Origin of the sequence: Streptomyces stelliscabiei (assembly GCF_014873495.1) — a bacterium.
In the GTDB taxonomy this organism is placed as follows: Bacteria; Actinomycetota; Actinomycetes; order Streptomycetales; family Streptomycetaceae; genus Streptomyces; species Streptomyces bottropensis.
In genome coordinates this window covers 48,070-64,030 of the sequence record NZ_JADBGF010000003.1, presented here as the reverse complement: position 1 = coordinate 64,030, position 15,961 = coordinate 48,070, and the positions used below count along the sequence as shown (strand labels likewise).

Genomic DNA, 15,961 nt, shown 5'->3' with positions numbered 1-15,961 from the left:
CCATGCAACCGACGACCACCACCAACCACCGGAGCGGAGGCTGCCGCCAGGGCCCCCGCCACACGCACGGAAGCCACGGGGACCGTCGTATGGCCTGTGTCCCGGCCGACGGCAACCTCCTGAACAGCACCGGCAGCGACGGCAGGCCCCGCCACGACGCCCTCGCCGACGGCGGTGTCCTGGCCGACGGCGGTGTCCTCAGCTGCGGCGGCGACCGGCTCCGCCTCGGCGGCCCGTTCGGCCTCGCGCTGGCCGGCGCCCTGCGGATCCCCGCCCCCAGCAGCCGCCGGCACGGCGGTCGCATCGTCCAGAGCCGGTGCGTGGCCGGGCGCGGCCGTACCCGCCGCACGTACGGGGGGCGAAACCTGCGCGGTCCCGGGAGCGGCCAGCGACGTCCCCGGACCGGCGACGGGCGCAGCCGGGCCTTCAGCAGCTCCGGGTGCGGCAGACGTCAGCTGCGCGGCATCCGCCACCGCGGCATCTGTGAGCGTTTCACCGGGCACCGCGACCAGCGCGTCACCGGGCGGCACGAGCGAGGCCTCGACCAGAACCGCCAGCGGCGTCGTACGGTCCAGCAGCACCTGCGGCACACCCCGCCGCACCAGCGAATCCCCCGCCGCCACCACAAGATCACCCAGCTTCGGACGCGCTGACGTCCGCGCCCACGACGGCCACCCCGAAAGCCGCGCACGCGACCCAGCGTCCAGCCGCCCCACCGGGATCAGCGCCGCGCGGTAGGTATGACGGGCCTTCGCATCCCGCTTCTCGACCACCACCACCTGGCCGTCGTCCCGCGCCGCGTCGACCAGCTGATACAAGCGGTTCCGCGCCTGAGACACCCCCAACACCACAGCCCCGGCAGCTCCGGTGACCGGCCCAGCAGTCTCCTCGGAGAGCGCGGCAGCGACGGCAGCCGGACCGGCGACGGACTCGACGGCGTCGGACGGATCAGGCATCACAGGACGATCAGACATCGGGACCTTCTTCAACAGGGCGGTACACCGCCGTGAGCAGCACCGGCCGCAGCCGGGAAACGATCAAGAGAAGGGGGTCCACGCTGCACGGCATCATCAGCCGACACCCTGCAGCGGAACGACGCGCGTAACGGACGGGACGCAAGCGGCGGGCACGCCCAGCAGCCCGGGGCGCGGCGGCACGGACGCCACACACCAGCCCCGGCCCGGGTGCGGGTGCGGATCCTGTGGATCTCCAGAGCCCCGGCGAGCAGCCGACCCCGTCAGCCGATTGCGCCGGCCGACGCAGTCCTGCGCCCAGGCCTGGTGGGCGCAGGAGGTCACCCGGTCATCGGCGTGCATCCCGGCACCTCCAGCCGGTCATCACGCATCAGCGCCGCAGCAAGATCCCCGCTCACCGGCCACCCGCCACCGCCGCCGGAAGGAACGGGCCGGGGAAGCCGGGATGGGCCTGCCACCGCTCCGCGATGCGGCCAGCTCCTCCCACACGAGGCGGGCCGCATCCTGATCGCCGCGGTGCACGGCCTCGACGAACCCCGGTGCGCCGCCTGCGCCTCCCCCAGCCGCACCCGGTAGACGTCCACCACCGGCTCACTGTCCGCCGTCGGATACTCCGTACGCAGCTCCTCATCCAGACGCGCATCCACGAACTCATACACGGCCCGAACCCAGGCCTCCGAAGGCACCACCGCAGACACAGGAGACACAACAACCCCTCCAAACGATCAACATGCCAACGACCAGCACGAGCACCGGACAGCCACAGAAGGCGAGACAACGAGACACCCGCTGCCGTACCGCGGCCGGGCACAACACCCCACCCGGCAGCCGAGTTCACGCCCAGGCCACCCGCAGCACCCCCACCCTACCCAACCCGTAACACAACCCGCCACGCAATCAAGGTGGACACATACAGACACGCAAGGACACGCAACGAAACCCGTAACAAGTGGATGGAGGGGCAGAGGGACGGGCGCTGGCCGTGCTGGACCGATAGGCGTGTCACCGGAAGGACTTTCCTGCCACGATGGGTGCTCTCGGGGCGTCAGGGCGACGCTCAGCTAACGGGACAGGGGTGGAATGTCGGTTCTCGGGGTTCACGGGATTGGGAATCGCAAGTACTTCTCGCGTGCTGGTAACGATCTGGCGCTCGCGACTGAGAATATCGGCGCCGACTGGCTTAAATGGCTCGAATGGGGCAGAGCGAGGCACACTCCCGTCCAACCGTCCTTGGCAGTACTGCCTGTCGCCTACTATGCCGACTGCCTCGCCCAGGACATTCCGATGGGTACGGCCGATGTGGAGAACCTGGACCCTCTGGGGCGCGAGCTGTTCGTCACGTGGGTCGAGGAGGTGGGGAAGGAGAGAGTCGGCGCCCAGTGGGCCGACCAGGTCAGCCAGAACGGCATCCACAAGTGGGCGGTGGCCAAGCCGGCCGCAGCCCTGGTGAAGCACTTCGGCCAGGGGACCTGTGACGTCCTGGCGCGCGCCTCCGATTCTCTGTCCAGCTATTTCGACCCGCAGGACACCGGGCGTAGGGAGAAGGCACGGCAGCGGATCGCCGAGGCCATTCGCGAGCAGCGCCCCCGGGCGATCCTGGCCCACTCCCTCGGCAGCGTGGTGACGTACGAGGCGCTGTGCGCGGAACCGGAGCTGGGGGACGGGGTCGAGCTCCTGGTCACGCTCGGAAGCCCGCTCGGAGTTCCACATGTCGTCTTCGAGCGCCTTGATCCTCTGCCTCGTGACAAGGGCATCAGGCCGCCCCGCGTAGGGGCGTGGGTGAACATCGCTGACGTGGGCGATCCCGTGGCTTTGCCACCAGGACGCCTGGGCGAGCGGTTCGAGGGACTGGACGAGGACATCACCGTGTCACTCAACGTCCTCGACCCCCATGGGGTGAAGAGCTACCTGAGGTGCAGGAAGCTCGCGGAGGTTCTCAAGAACTACCTGCACTGAGGTGGGCGTTGTCGGCGGAAGGCCTCAGTCCTCGTCGTCGTGAAGACCGCCGACGTGGAACACCGCCACGTCCGCGCCGTACCCCACCAGGAGGCGGTCGCCAGGGAGCCACAGTGCCCGGTGGACGGGATAGGGAAAGACCAGTTCCTCTGACTGGCGGCGGGTGGTGAGGTTCCACAGCCGGGCCGTACCGTCCCGGCAGGTGGTGACGGCAGTGGGCACCCCGTCCACGGTGGCGCACGCGAGCGAGGTGACGGCGTCTGTGTGCGCGTCGAGTTCATCGATCTGACGGCATTCCCCCAACTCCCAGAGGCGTAGGCTCCCGTCCGCGCAGGCGGTCACGGCGACGGGGACGGTGTCGAGCGTCGTGCAGACGACCGCCATCACGGCGTCGGGATGCGTGGCGAGTTGTCCGCACTCGGTGCGCGTGGTCAGGTCCCACAGCCGCACGGTTCGGTCGTAGCTGCCCGTCACGGCGGTCGGTGACGAGGCGGGGCCGAAGAAGGAAATCGCCGTGATCGCCGACCGGTGGCCGGTGAGCCTTGCGACGCGCTTTCGCTCCCGCAGGTCCCACAGGTGCGCACGGCCGTCCTGGTGGGCGACGAGGGCGTGCGGTCTGCCGCCGAACGTGGCGCATTCGACAGCAGTGACGGCCGAGGAGGGTTCCATGGGGACGTGGGTGAGGGCGCCGTCGTCGGTGCTGTGGAGCAACACGGTTCCGGTGGAGGTTCCGGTCACCAGCAGGCGTTCCTCAGCGGAGTAGGCCATCGCCGCCGGGCCTGCCGGCAGGGCGATCGGGGGCAGGTTCTCGGCAGGCGCGCCGTCGTCCGTCCGCCAGAAGCGGATGACGCGATCGGTGCCCACACTGACGGCCGCGTCTTGCCCATGGGAGGTCGTCAGGCTGCCGAGTCCGACTACTCGGCCTTCGTGGCCGAGTGCCGGAGTCGGTATCGGCGATCCGTCGGAGAGGGCCCAGCCACGTAGGGTGCCGTCCTCGCTGGCGGAGACCAGCACGCTCGGTTGATCCGCACCGCCCAGGCTCAGGGCGGTCACCGCTCCGGTGTGTCCGCGCAGGACCGTCCCCTCCACGGGACTGGCCTCGACAGACCACTGGTAGATGCGGCCTGACGCATCGCCGGTGAAGACGGTCGTACCCGCAGTCGAGGGGAGTACGGTGATCGTGGTGACGGAGTCGGTGTGGCCCATCAGCGGATCCCCGACCGGTTCCCCGCCGGGAAGCTGCCAGACCCGTACGGTGCCGTCGACGGACCCGGTGATCAGGAAGGACTTCCCCGCTGCCGTCCACGTCGTCACCGCCGTGACCTCGTCGGTGTGGCCCATCAGCGGATCCCCGACCGGTTCCCCGCTGGGAAGTTCCCAGACCCGTACGGTGCCGTCGACGGACCCGGTGATCAGGAAGGACTGCTCGGATGTCGTGTGCACCGCCAGGGCGGTGACGGAGTCGGTGTGGCCCATCAGCGGATCCCCGACCGGTTCCCCGCCGGGAAGCTGCCAGACCCGTACGGTGCCGTCGACGGACCCGGTGATCAGGAAGGACTTCCCCGCTGCCGTCCACGTCGTCACCGCCGTGACCTCGTCGGTGTGGCCCATCAGCGGATCCCCGACCGGTCCGCTGCTCGCCAGGTCCCACAGGTGTACCGGGCCGTTGGCGGATCCGGTGATCAGGACAGGCCCGTCGTGGCCGTCGAGGGTGGTGGCCGTCAGAGCAGTGATCTCGGAGGTGTGACCCGTGATGGGCTCACCCACAGGGCGTCCGTCGTCGAGGTCAGCGGTGCGGATCGTCCCGTCAGCCCCCGCAGAGATCGTGACCTGGCGCCCGTCGAGGTCGAGCACGACCGCCGCGTTCACGGCGTCCGTGTGGTCGGCGGCGACGTACAGCTGCCGTGCGTCGAGATTCGTCCCCGTGGACCACAACGGAACTGCCCGCACCGGTGGCGCTCCGTGGGCGGGTGCGGTCAGCAGATCGTGGGAGAGGGCGGGAGCGCCCCACCGCATCGCCTCCAGGCCGAACAGCTGCCGCCGCGCACCGAATGACAGGTCCCGGAGTCGGGCCGGCGGTAGGCGCAGGAGGAAGGCGTGCGGCTCGGTCGGGCGCGGGAGCAGGCGGGCCAGTATCGGACCGAGCACGTCGGTGTCGGTGTGGATGAGGAATCCCGGGTCGGCCAGGAGTTCGGCCAGCCGCCCTTCGTCAGCGGCGTGCTGGGCGGCATGGCGGCGCACGTAGGGCGTGGACCAGATGCTGTGTAAGGCGCTGGGCAGCCCTTGGGCCCAGGCGAGTACGGCGTCGAGGACTCCCTCCGCCCGGCCTTCTCCACCTGTGCTGTCCGTCCCCGACTTCAGGTGCTCGTCCAGGCCCTGGTTGTAGAGCCGGTACAGCAGCGTGCCGTCCGTGTCCAAGGAGACGCGGAGGTAGTGCCCCTCGCCGTCCAGGGCCTGCTGGACTGCGTCCAGTTCGGGGAGGACTGGATCGGTGAGGAAGAGCTTCGCCACGGACCGTGCGACGGATGCGGGCATGCCGGCACCGTGGGCGTGGGCGAGCGCGGTGAACAATGGCCGCCGCATCGGCCGTTGCACGGGACCCGAGTCCAGGTCCTTCTTCAGTACACCGGCCAGGTCGAGGGGCACCGCCCGGCCGAGGTCCTCCGCGGACTTGACGTCGAACGCAGGCCACTCACGCGACAGGATGTGATGTGTGTACAGCCCGGAGATGAGGAACTCCCCTCCCCGATCCGGGCGCTTCCGACGGCTCAAGGACGACGCGACACCCTTCGCCAGCAGCGGCCGGGCATCCTTGAACCGCACGCCGTCGTAGCGTGGTTCGGTACGCAGCAGCATCAGCACGTATTCGCGGAGATCCGTGTACAAGGTGTCCGCGCGGATTCTCTCAAGGTCGAAATACAGCCCTGACTGCTGAGCCGTCGCACGCAACTCATGGTCCGGTTCCTCGTCGCGTATTCCGACGAGGCAGTAGGCCAGGGGCTGGCCGTCCGGACGGCGTTCCGCCAACGGCTGGACAAGCTCCGTGATCACCTCTGCCGGGCTCTCGGCCTCATCGATGGCGTCCATGACCAGCAACGGCGGAAAGGGCAGGTCTCTGATGGCCTCGCACAGGCTGCGGGCCGGAGAGGACTCGTCAAGCCACTTCCGCATGCTCTCCTGCACACGCAGCTGCCGCGCGACTGACGTGAGGATGGCGTCGAGGCTGCGTCGGCGCGCGTGGACCGCGGCCATGTGGCCCGTGTCGTGCCGCGAGGGGGCGTCGCCCCGGAACGCTGTCAGCCAGATGGCATCGTCGGCCTTGTCGAAGTCCTCGTGCGTCGCACAGACAAGGACCCCGAGCAGCGCAGACTTGCCGGAACCGCGCCGTCCGGTGACCAGGCAGAGCCAAGGGAGATGCGCCTCCCCCTCCAGGGTGGAGTCCATCCAGTCCGCGATCCGACCGAGCTCGGTCGACCGCCCGACAAAGCCGACCCCCCGCCTGTGAGGCCGGGCCATCAGCCGCCCGGTCGACGCCCCCTGCCAGTGGCCGAAGTCGAGTATCTCGTCCAGCTGGACAGCTACGGGAACCGCCCGGGGGTTACGCAAGAAAGGCAGATCTGGATACGTCCCGTCGTACGGGGTGGCGGTCACCCGCTGCTGGTGAGCGCCCGGCGCCGAAGCAAGCTCATCGACCCGCGCACGGGTGGCATCGACGAACGTGTCGAACGGAACGTACGGGCGCGATACTTCCAGCTCCAACGAAGCCGGGTCGGCACGAAGACCGTCGAGTGTGTCGGCGAGGGCCTGGGTGAGACGGGCGTTGTAGGCCGCTTCAGACTCTTCGCAGGCCCCAATCACCCAGGCACGCCGATCGAAGCCGACAGCGCCCTGCGTCCAGTCCGGCCACGCGGCCTGACCGGCGCCGCACAAGTCAAGCAGGAAGAGTGTGTAGGGCCGCTCTGGGTGATAGATGTCGACGAGGTCGAGCCAGACCTGGACGTCGGTGTCCTTATGGAACTGACCGCAGGCGCCCACGGCATGCAGCCGTCGGCTCGGCGGCGGGGCGACGCCGTGGCTGAGGATGTGCACGATACGGGGATGGTCCCCGGGCGACTCGAGGAACCTGTGGACTTTCGAACCCATTTCCTTGGCCGTCAAACCGTCATGACTCTCCAGCGCGTACCCCGCAACGGTCAGCGCCTTGCGCAGTGCCCCAACCTGCTTCAGGAAGGAGAGATCGACCAGCGGCCCCTGGAATTCATGGACGGCAAGACTTATCGCCCTGCCCTGGAAGCCCCGGGCTTCGTCGGAGGCCTCCGGCATCCGGTCATCCTCGATGTTCGTCCGACGGTCGCACTGTGCGGGTCAGGCTACTGGAGTCCGCCCGTCTTCAGGTCGACGGACACGGAATTAGGCCTAGGCTGGGCGACGAAGAAGCACTAGGAGGTCATCGTTGGACTCGCCGGCACGCGGGCGCAGGGCTCTGTGCCTCGGTATCAAAGCGTGTGACCACCACGCCGACCATCTGAGTACGCCGACGGCCTCTGACGACTCCATGGCCGGGCGCATCCGCGAAGTCGCCGACGCACTCACCACGATGGGCTACGTGTGCGCGACGTCGTCCGATGTGCCAGTTCGACGGGTCGGCGGCGAGGTGGCAGATTTCCTTGACCGCCAGCATCCCGACGACCTCTGCATCGTCTATGTCACCGGCCACGGCGTCCACTGGAATGACCTCCGGGCACCGGGAGCCGACAGCGGTGCGGACCAGCGATGGTCAGATGCCAGCTTCTGGTCCGATCTGCTTCACTCTGGCCATCCTTCCCGGCCTTCGGTCCTGTTCGTCTTCGACACCTGGCCGGCGGCACCGCGACGGTTCAAGCTGTTCCCAGACGAACGCAACTGGCTGATCCTCGATGCCGGAAGCCGGGAAGGACCCCGATCCGCTGGAGCGCTGAGCCGCGCGCTTGTCTCTGTCCTGTCGCGCCTGCGTCATGGGGCCCTCGGCATCGACCCGAGTCTGGCGGTCGTTCCGTTGCAGACGCTCGCCCAGGAGATCCAGCGAGAGCTGTGGCACTCCGCCGCATCGGCTCTCCTTATGGCGGGACCGTCAGACGCGCAAGACCTGGAGTCCGGAGAAGGGAACCCGCCGTTCTTCATGAACCCCGCCTACATGGGCGGGCGCAGACACGGCCTGTTGCCCCGGAGTATCGATCCCGCCGTACTGCCCTTCCTGGCGGACGTGGACGCTGGTCTTGACCACCTGCACTTCATGGAACGGGCCTCCGGCACCTCGGCCGTGGCCGAGTACGGGCGCGGGGTGCTCGGGCGTTTCACAGGCCGCCGACGCGAACTGGACATCCTGTCCGACTGGCTTGATGATCCGAACGCCCGGGTCCCGGCCCTGGTCACGGGCGCGCCGGGCTCCGGAAAATCGGCGCTGCTCGGCATCCTCGTCTGCGCGGCTCACCCTGCCTTGCGCGAGGTGACCGAGGAGCTGTGGATGAGGGCATTTCGGGCACCGCTCCCCGCCGTCAAGGACTTCGCCGCCGTACACGCCCGTCAACGTGACGTGTCCGAGGTCTGCGCCTCCATCGCCCGCCAACTGGGCGTCGGCGCACGCTCCCCAGACCGGCTGCTTCAGTTGCTGCGGAAGAAAGCGGCACCGCCGGTCGTCGTCGTCGACGCCTTGGACGAGATGATCCAGGGCTCTGAGGTCATGCACCGCCTGCTGTTGCCCCTCGCCCTCGACCGCCGGGACGACGGCCGTCCCCTGGCACGGGTACTGGTCGCCACCCGCCCGTACGCAGAATTCCAGCCCCTTCTCGACGCCGCGGCCGAGAGCGGACTGCTGGTCAACCTCGATGACGTGCCGCGGGAGGAACTGGCAAGAGACCTGGCAGACTACGTCACCGGGATCCTGCGCACGACAAGCCAGTTCCGCCGCCGCGGCTCCGCCGTCCATGCCTTCGCGCACGAACTTGCGTCCGTTCTGGTCGACCAACGCTCTCCCGAACTGCCCTGGGGATCCTTTCTCGTCGCCGGCCTTCTCACACGACACTTCATCAACTCCGGCGCCGAAACGGTCACCATGCCGCAGGAGGCAGCAGAAGCGGCCCATCGAGTACCGCACACCTTGACCGAATTCCTCGAACTGGAGCTGCGGTCCCAGCCGGAACTCTTCTGGCTGCGTCCCGTCCTCACGGCCCTGGGCACCGCCCACGGCCAAGGCATGCCCGTGTCCGCCCTGAGCCGGGTCGCGCCGCTCTTCGCCGCCGAGGGCGATGACAGTGCCGTGCCGACCGATCCGTCACCCGACGCCATGAAGGAAACCCTGGAGGCCGCGCGGTTCTACCTGCGATCGGTCACCGATGTTGACGGGACTCTCCTCTACCGCCTCTTCCACCAGTCGATGGCCGACTACCTGGTAGCTGACTTTGCACAGTCGGCCGGTAGCCGGGACTGGCACCGGAGCCTGCTGGAGCGGCTGCTCGCCCCGCTTGACCACACATCGGCCCGCAAATGGGACGCGGCCGAACCGTATGTCCTGCGGCACGGAATCGCGATCGCCAAAGACGCCGACCGGGAGTGGGAACTGCTGGAGGACCCCGAATTCCTCTTCAGAGCCGACCCCCGGGCGGTGCGCGAGGCCCTGGCAGGTCACTCCGAACCGCGAGGCCTGCCGCGCCCGGTGCTGGAGCGACTGCTGGACCGCAAGCTCTCCGCCCGACACCGGCGCACGGCCGCGAGCCTCACCGCGCTGAGGGGCGGCCACTCCGATCTCGCCCACCGCCTGTCCGAACCCGTCCACGGTGCCGCCCTGCCCTGGCAGCCAAGGTGGACCACCATCTGCCCCACGCGTCCCGAGCGGCTCCTCGCGCTGTCGGCGGACCACCGGACCGAGCTGTTCGTCCTGTCCGCCGGAGAAGACGACCACGTCGTGCTGGAAGGACACACCGGACGGCGCACCGGACCTGAGCATCCGCACCCGGCAAGGCTCGTGGACGCGCAAAGGTTCTCTCTGGCCGGACGCACGGTGGCACTGGCGACGGACGACACCGGGCACCTCTGGATCCATGAGCCCGGCACGCCGCGTCTCATCGACGCGGGCAGGGGCTCGGGCAGCCTGGCGCCGTTCCCCACGAGCCAGGAACCGGCCGGCCCCTCGGTGCACGCCTTGTTCCACGGGCTCCTCGTCGTCTGCCGCGGCACCGCTGAAGGCTCCGTGATCGTGGAGAGCGCTGTCGACCGAGACCTGCTCGTACGTCAGGAACGAGTTCACAAGGGTCCGGTGACCGCCCTGACCGTCCGGTACGGCAAGTCCGGCTTGAGCCTGCTCACGGGCGGGGCAGACGCAACCGTGAAGTCGTGGAATCCGGACGGCGACTTCGTCGAGCGCATCCTGATCCTGGACAGTCCGGTCCGCGCCCTCGACATCACCTCAGACGACGAGCTGTTCGTCGCCTCGGGCGACGAGGTCGTCGCCTTCCTGGGATGGTCTGGGGGCCGATGAGCGTCCCCACCACGTCGGGTGGGTCTCCTCGAACTCGCCCTCCGGCACGCGGTTCTTCCGCTCCTGGTGGGTGAGGCCGCCACTTGCGACCTGGCAGGCCCAGCCCCTGCGCGCGCAGGACGCGCCCGTCCGCCACTGGATCTCGGACGAAGAGGGACTCGGTTGTTGCCAGCTGTCGACGACCGCGTATCGCCGTCGTTCACGTCGGAGGTCAGCGAACGGTGTCGAGGAGATCAAGGAGGGCGAGCCTGATTGGCCTTGGTGTCATGAGCGGGTTGTCGTGCAGGACGCTGTCGCTGTCAGCGAGCGGCGCCAGGGCCACTGCGACGTCGGCAGGCAGCCCTGTGGCAGCGGCCAGAATGCCAGCCAGCAGAATCTGCTGGTGATCCGGTTGGCTGGGCGCAGGAGTGTAGGTGCGCCCGTGGAGGAGCCATAGGGGGGCGCTGGTATCCATGGTGTCGAGGCTGGTGATGGCGTCGATCATGGCTTGTTCGGCTTGAGGGTCGCGGCGGATGCGGTGGGCCGTTGCCTCGAGGAGTGCGGGTGCGGCAAAGCCGGCATCGCGACGCTGGAGCCGTTCGGCGATGCGCAGGGTGAGGTGGGGTACCTGGGCGGCCGGGGCGAGGTTGATCGTCACGGCGATGGCTTCGGGCCAGGTCCAGTCGTTCCGGTAGCTGCCGGCGAGGTGTTGTTGCAGGGCGCGGTAGAGGCTGTGCGCGTGCGGATCCTCCGGTAGAAGGCGGGCCAGGGCGATGCGACACCAGCCAGTGACGGCCATGTCGATGTCGTCGTCACTGATCAATTGTGGTGACGGTTCTCTGCCCGGCGGGCGGATCAGGAGTTCCAGCAGTTCACGCTTATGGGCGTCAAGCTGGTGGAGTTTGCGCGCCGCGTGGAGCACGGGTTGGGGGTCGTTGTCGGCCTGGGCCGCCTGGGCTGCTTGGCGGAGCAGGTCTGGATCGTCTGGGTTGGTGTCGGCGTACCAGGCGAACACATTCGTGTCGCGTAGGAGTTCGGGGTCGGCGCGCACGGCATCGCTCAGTGCACGGTCGAGTTCGGCGTGCCGGGTAGCAACGGTCGCCAGCGTGGCCCATACCTGGGTGAGCTCCGGAGGGGTGCGGCTGAGCCGTCCAGCCAGGCGTTCGGGCAGCCGGTTACCGCACTGTTGTTGAAGCGCGGTCCAGTGGGTTGCGACCAGTTCGGTCAGCTGGGGATCGGGGTCGGAGAGGGAATCGTCGAATTCGACAGAGGCTGGTCGGCCGTTGTTGCGCTCGACGACGCCTTCCAGAAGGGTGACGTCACCGAGCAGGAGCATGATCAGCCAGGCGGTGCGTCGGCGGTCGTCTCCTGTGTAGAGATCGTGGGCCAGCAGTTCCTGGCGGCATTCGGAGCGCAGCCTCTCCCGTGCCTGCTGCCAGCCGTGGTGGGCCGTGATGGCTCCCAGTGTCGCGCCGTCGGTGCCGGACGCCGTGACGGGAGTGACGGCGAGGGCGCGGGCCAGTGCTGTAGCGGCGGCCCGGCGGACTGGGCTCGAGGTGTCGTGTCGCCATTCGGTGAGCAGATTGGTCACGGTGTCGGTGTCGATGCCGCGTCGTGTGAGCTGTTGGGCGATCAGCACGCGCAGAGGAGGCGGGAGCGGATTGAGCAGGGCCGTGGCTTCGGCGACGATCTGTGCGGCCTGCGGGCTGTTGAGCGGGCCATAGCCGATGAGGACCGGGCCGACCTCGGGCTCGGCGCCGGTCAGGCACTGGCGGGCGTAGGTCAGGACTTCTGGGACTTCGGGCCAGGCCCCGATGATCCAGCCGCGCGCGGTGCCGAAGTTCTCTGTCGGCACCGCATCAAGGCAGACGCGGGCAAGTGCCTGTGCGTCGTGGTGTTCCAGAGCCTGTTCGGCCTGCGCGGGCAGAAGGGGGGTGGGTTCGCCACGTACGGCGTTCTTGCAGTCGATCCAGAGGCTGGCGAGGGCGCAGATGGCATGCTGGACGCCTTGCTGGGGGCTCTGCTGGATCAGCTGGAGCAGGTGATCGATGCCGTCTGTGGGTCCCAGGACCGTGGCCACGACCTCGACGAAGAATACTGCCTCGTCAGCAGGACCGTTGATCTTGCGCAACAGGGCTTCTCGAGCAACGGGGTCGTCGCCGTGAAGCTGTTGAAGGGCCCGGGCGGCCACGGCGGTGCCGAGGGACGCGTCGAGGGCACTGATCAGGTGGTCACGGACCTGGTCGGTGCGGGCGAGCCGGGCCAGATGGAAGGTGTTGTCTGCGGGGTGGCGGGATTCGCGTAGGAGGCGGGTCTGAGCAGCGTCGCGGATGGCAGGCTCATCCGCCCAGGCGTCCGGCGCGTGGGCCAGGGGGTAGGCCAGGTAGTCGTTGGAGGCGATCGTGCGTGCCACCCACTGGACGACCTTCGGATCGTGCGGAAATGCGGTGAGCAGCACCCGCCAGGCGAGCTCCCTCCATCCTGGGGTGCCGGGCTGGCCGGGCGTGCCTGAGAGGATGGCAAGGCAGAGGTCTCGCGCGGATTCGTCGCCCTGGGCTGCGTCACTGACCATCTTTGCGGTGACCCGGTCCAGGGTGTCCCCCACCGAGTCCCGATCGAGCAGGCTGAGCAGCCACTGACGGTCGTTCTCGTCGTAGGGCTCTGTGCCTTGAGGGGTATCGCGTCGCAGGGCTCGGTGCGCGCGCAGTGCGACGGCCCGGATGCCGATGGCGCCCTGGCGCATGCCCCAGGAGATCAGTTCCGTCGTCCGGATATGCCCGGGCCAGCCGGTGGCCAGTGCTTCGAGCGCGGCGGCCTGGACGGTGGTGTCGCTTCCTTCGCGTGTCAGGACGGCCAGGTCTTGTGCCACTTCGTCGGTGCCTGCCATGCGCTGGGCGAGTGCGTTGGCCGAGGCGTGCTTGACAGCGTCAGAAGGGTGGCGCAGTGCCTGAAGGAGGATCGTCTCGGCGTCCGCTACGGCGATGTCCTGGCTGCGCAGCGACCAGTAGGCGTTCGGCTCGTCGGTGGTGGCGAGGGTCTTGCGGGCGAACCACGGCAGCAAGATTCGGCGGGCGGTGGTCTCGGCCAGGGCACCGGTGAGGGCGGCGAGCAGACGTGCCCGATGCGGCATCCAGGGGTGCTGCTCGACGCGGGCGCACAGCAGCAGGGCGAAGCGGGTGACCTCCCGATGGGGTATGCGCACACCGGCGGCCAGGGCCTCCGCGGCCAGTTCGTGGCCGCCCAGTTCCGCAGCCGAGTCTTTCGGGCCTGCGTCGAGGGCCGTCTGCAGGAGCTCGGCGGCGTCGCTCGGGCGGTCCTGCCCGGCCAGCAACGCAAGCAGCACGTCCCGCCAGGAACGGCTTCCCACTCTGGAGCGGACGACGGCCTGCTGGTCGGCGAGGGGCAGGGTCATCAGGTGCTCGGCGCACAGCTGCTCGGCGACAGCACGGTGGGCAAAGCCCAGGGTGCCGGCTCCCTGGGCGAGCAGGATGCCGAGATCGCCTTCGGCCACCTCCATGATCTGCGGGGCCAGACGGCGGGCCTCCGCGCTGTCGTAGCCGAACAGGTCGTCATCGCACAGTGCCCGGACCACGCCGGCGCGCCATACCCGGGTGCTGGCGGCAGGTCCTGTGTCGGCCTGTCGCAGCTCGTAGGCGACAGCGGCCAGAACCTGGCGGATGTCCCGGGCGTCCAGTTGGCCCGTGGGCCTGCGAACGTCGCGCCGCCGGATGGCCGGATGCTGCTCGAGCAGGACGTCAACCAGCCGCCGGTAGGCCTCCATTCGCCGCGTGGGCAGCGGTCCGCTGGACCACATCCCGGCCAGCATCAGCAGGAACAGCGGAACGGCGGCCAGCGCCTTGAGGTCGGCCACGGCCTCGACTTCGTCCAGGAAGCGGTCGGCGGTCTCCCCCGTGAGGCGCTGCGCGACAGGGCCCGCCTTCTGCCCTCCCGCGGGAGTGGTCAGCTCGGCGGTCACGGCCCTGGCGAAGGCGGCCCGTGTCATGTGCTGCTGCTGTGCCGCAGACAGCGGCGCCAGGTTTCCCACCCGCCATCCCGCCAGCGGCATCAGGCGACGCAGAGCGTAGGGGCGGCTGGAGACGATGGCGGCGACGTTGCGGCTGCGGACGAAGTTCTCCAGGAGGGTCAGGGCAGGGTGGGCGCTGTCCTCGTCGGTCCACTCGTCCAGACCATCGACGACCAGCAGCAGCCGGTCATCGGCCAGGGCCCGCGCCACCAGGTCGTGCAGGTGCTGCGCGGAGTAGCGGGTGAGCCAGGCCCGGACAGCAGACTCCACCGACCGCTCGGCGTCGCCTTTGAGGTATTCGCACAGAAACGAAAACGGCAACCACACCGGCAGATGCGAGCCGAACTTCGCGGCCAGGGCGGCCGAACGGGGCAGGTCGTCCAGAAGGTCGGACACCACGAAGCGCAGCAGACTGGATTTTCCCGCCCCTGGCCCGCCGGCCACAACCGAAAGGTCGCCGTCGGCCAGCCACTCGTCGCAGGCGCTGCGGGTCACCTCCAAGCCGCCCAGCTCGTCCTCGACCCGGCCGCGCTCCAGCAAGCGGTCCACGGCGGGTACGGCGTCACGGTTGGTCCAGGGGGCGTACCCGCCGACGGCCTGGTCCATCTCCGCTGTTCCTGCCGCACCCGGGCCTGCTGGGCCGGGCAGACCGTGCCCGTCCCGGCGCTCGTCCGCCGAGGGCTGCTCTCCCGCGGTGCCCGGCGGACTCCCGATGAACTCACCGCCGCTGTCGGTGATGTCCAGCAGGATGTACTCAAGCGGCTTCGGCGGGTGCGCGGACACGGCCGGAGCCATCAGGACCGCCCCTGTGTCCTGAAGAGCGAAGGACGCCCGGTACAGGCTGCGCAGGCCCGCCCGCAATGCCACCACATCCTGGCCCGGCAGCCGGCCCGCCAGAGCCTGTGCTGCCTCCGGACCGCAGAACCCGGCCACCCAGGAGCGGCCGAAGAAGTCATCGACGATCTCGGGCAGGTGCCGCAGCCGCTCGCTCACCGACTCGCATCCCCAGCGCTCGAGCCGGATCCCCGCCTTCTCCAGTCGGTCCGCCTGGCGCTCGAGTTCCTCAGCCAGCGTCGTGGGGCGCAGGGCATGGGTGGTGGCGTAGATGAAGACCTCCGAGCGACTGGCCCACGAACCGGCCAGGAACTTGTCGACCGCCTTGATGATGTCTGCCGGTGTCAGCGTTGCCACGCGCTTTGACTGCAAGGTGGTGTAGCGGCGGCCGGGATCGGTGCCGGCGGACGCGGCCGGACCGCGGGTGTTGCGAACGAACAGGTCGATGCCTTCCTGGCCCTGTCCTGCCGTGCCGTACAACTCGGCATACTCGGCCCTGCCGTCCCGCTCGGCAAGCCGCAGAAACAGCCGCTCCGCATCCTGCCACGGCAGTTGATCCAGCGGCAGATAGTCGGACTTGGTGGCAATCGGCGGCGCAACCATGCCCGAAGGAGGAACACGCAGACTCGTCGGCACCTCCCCCAACGACCGCACCGCCGCACCGCTCCGCCTCGCCACGAC

The 15,961-nt window shown here is 69.1% G+C and carries 5 protein-coding genes; 3 read left to right on the top strand and 2 right to left on the bottom strand.

What is annotated here, in order from left to right:
* The first annotated feature begins 89 nt into the window (after positions 1–89).
* Positions 90–653 carry a hypothetical protein gene (locus tag H4687_RS45820; RefSeq protein ID WP_046915706.1) on the top strand — a complete coding sequence of 188 codons (564 nt, stop codon included), beginning with the start codon at positions 90–92 and terminating at the stop codon, positions 651–653.
* A 1,551-nt stretch (positions 654–2,204) separates the two neighbouring features.
* Positions 2,205–2,930 (top strand): alpha/beta hydrolase family protein, encoded by a 726-nt coding sequence (locus tag H4687_RS45815; RefSeq protein WP_159026156.1) that lies wholly within the window; start codon positions 2,205–2,207, stop codon positions 2,928–2,930.
* Positions 2,931–2,954: 24 nt separating this feature from the next.
* On the opposite strand, the gene H4687_RS45810 is transcribed toward H4687_RS45815, so the two are convergent.
* A complete protein-coding gene (locus H4687_RS45810; protein ID WP_046915705.1) occupies positions 2,955–7,253 on the bottom strand; it encodes a WD40 repeat domain-containing protein in 4,299 nt (1,432 codons plus the stop codon).
* 835 nt (positions 7,254–8,088) lie between these two features.
* Here H4687_RS45810 and H4687_RS45805 point away from each other — a divergent pair.
* Positions 8,089–10,443 (top strand): AAA family ATPase, encoded by a 2,355-nt coding sequence (locus H4687_RS45805; RefSeq protein WP_046915704.1) that lies wholly within the window; start codon positions 8,089–8,091, stop codon positions 10,441–10,443.
* A gap of 211 nt (positions 10,444–10,654) precedes the next feature.
* Here H4687_RS45805 and H4687_RS45800 read toward each other — a convergent pair whose 3' ends face one another.
* Complete coding sequence (locus tag H4687_RS45800; protein ID WP_046915703.1) at positions 10,655–15,883, bottom strand: NACHT domain-containing protein; 5,229 nt, start codon at positions 15,881–15,883, stop codon at positions 10,655–10,657.
* Positions 15,884–15,961: the final 78 nt, after the last annotated feature.

Coding starts and splice junctions, on each gene's coding strand:
- H4687_RS45820 (WP_046915706.1), top strand. CDS start 90: ATGGCCTGTGTCCCGGCCGACGGCAACCTCCTGAACAGCACCGGCAGC.
- H4687_RS45810 (WP_046915705.1), bottom strand. CDS start 7,253: ATGCCGGAGGCCTCCGACGAAGCCCGGGGCTTCCAGGGCAGGGCGATA.
- H4687_RS45805 (WP_046915704.1), top strand. CDS start 8,089: ATGAACCCCGCCTACATGGGCGGGCGCAGACACGGCCTGTTGCCCCGG.
- H4687_RS45800 (WP_046915703.1), bottom strand. CDS start 15,883: ATGGTTGCGCCGCCGATTGCCACCAAGTCCGACTATCTGCCGCTGGAT.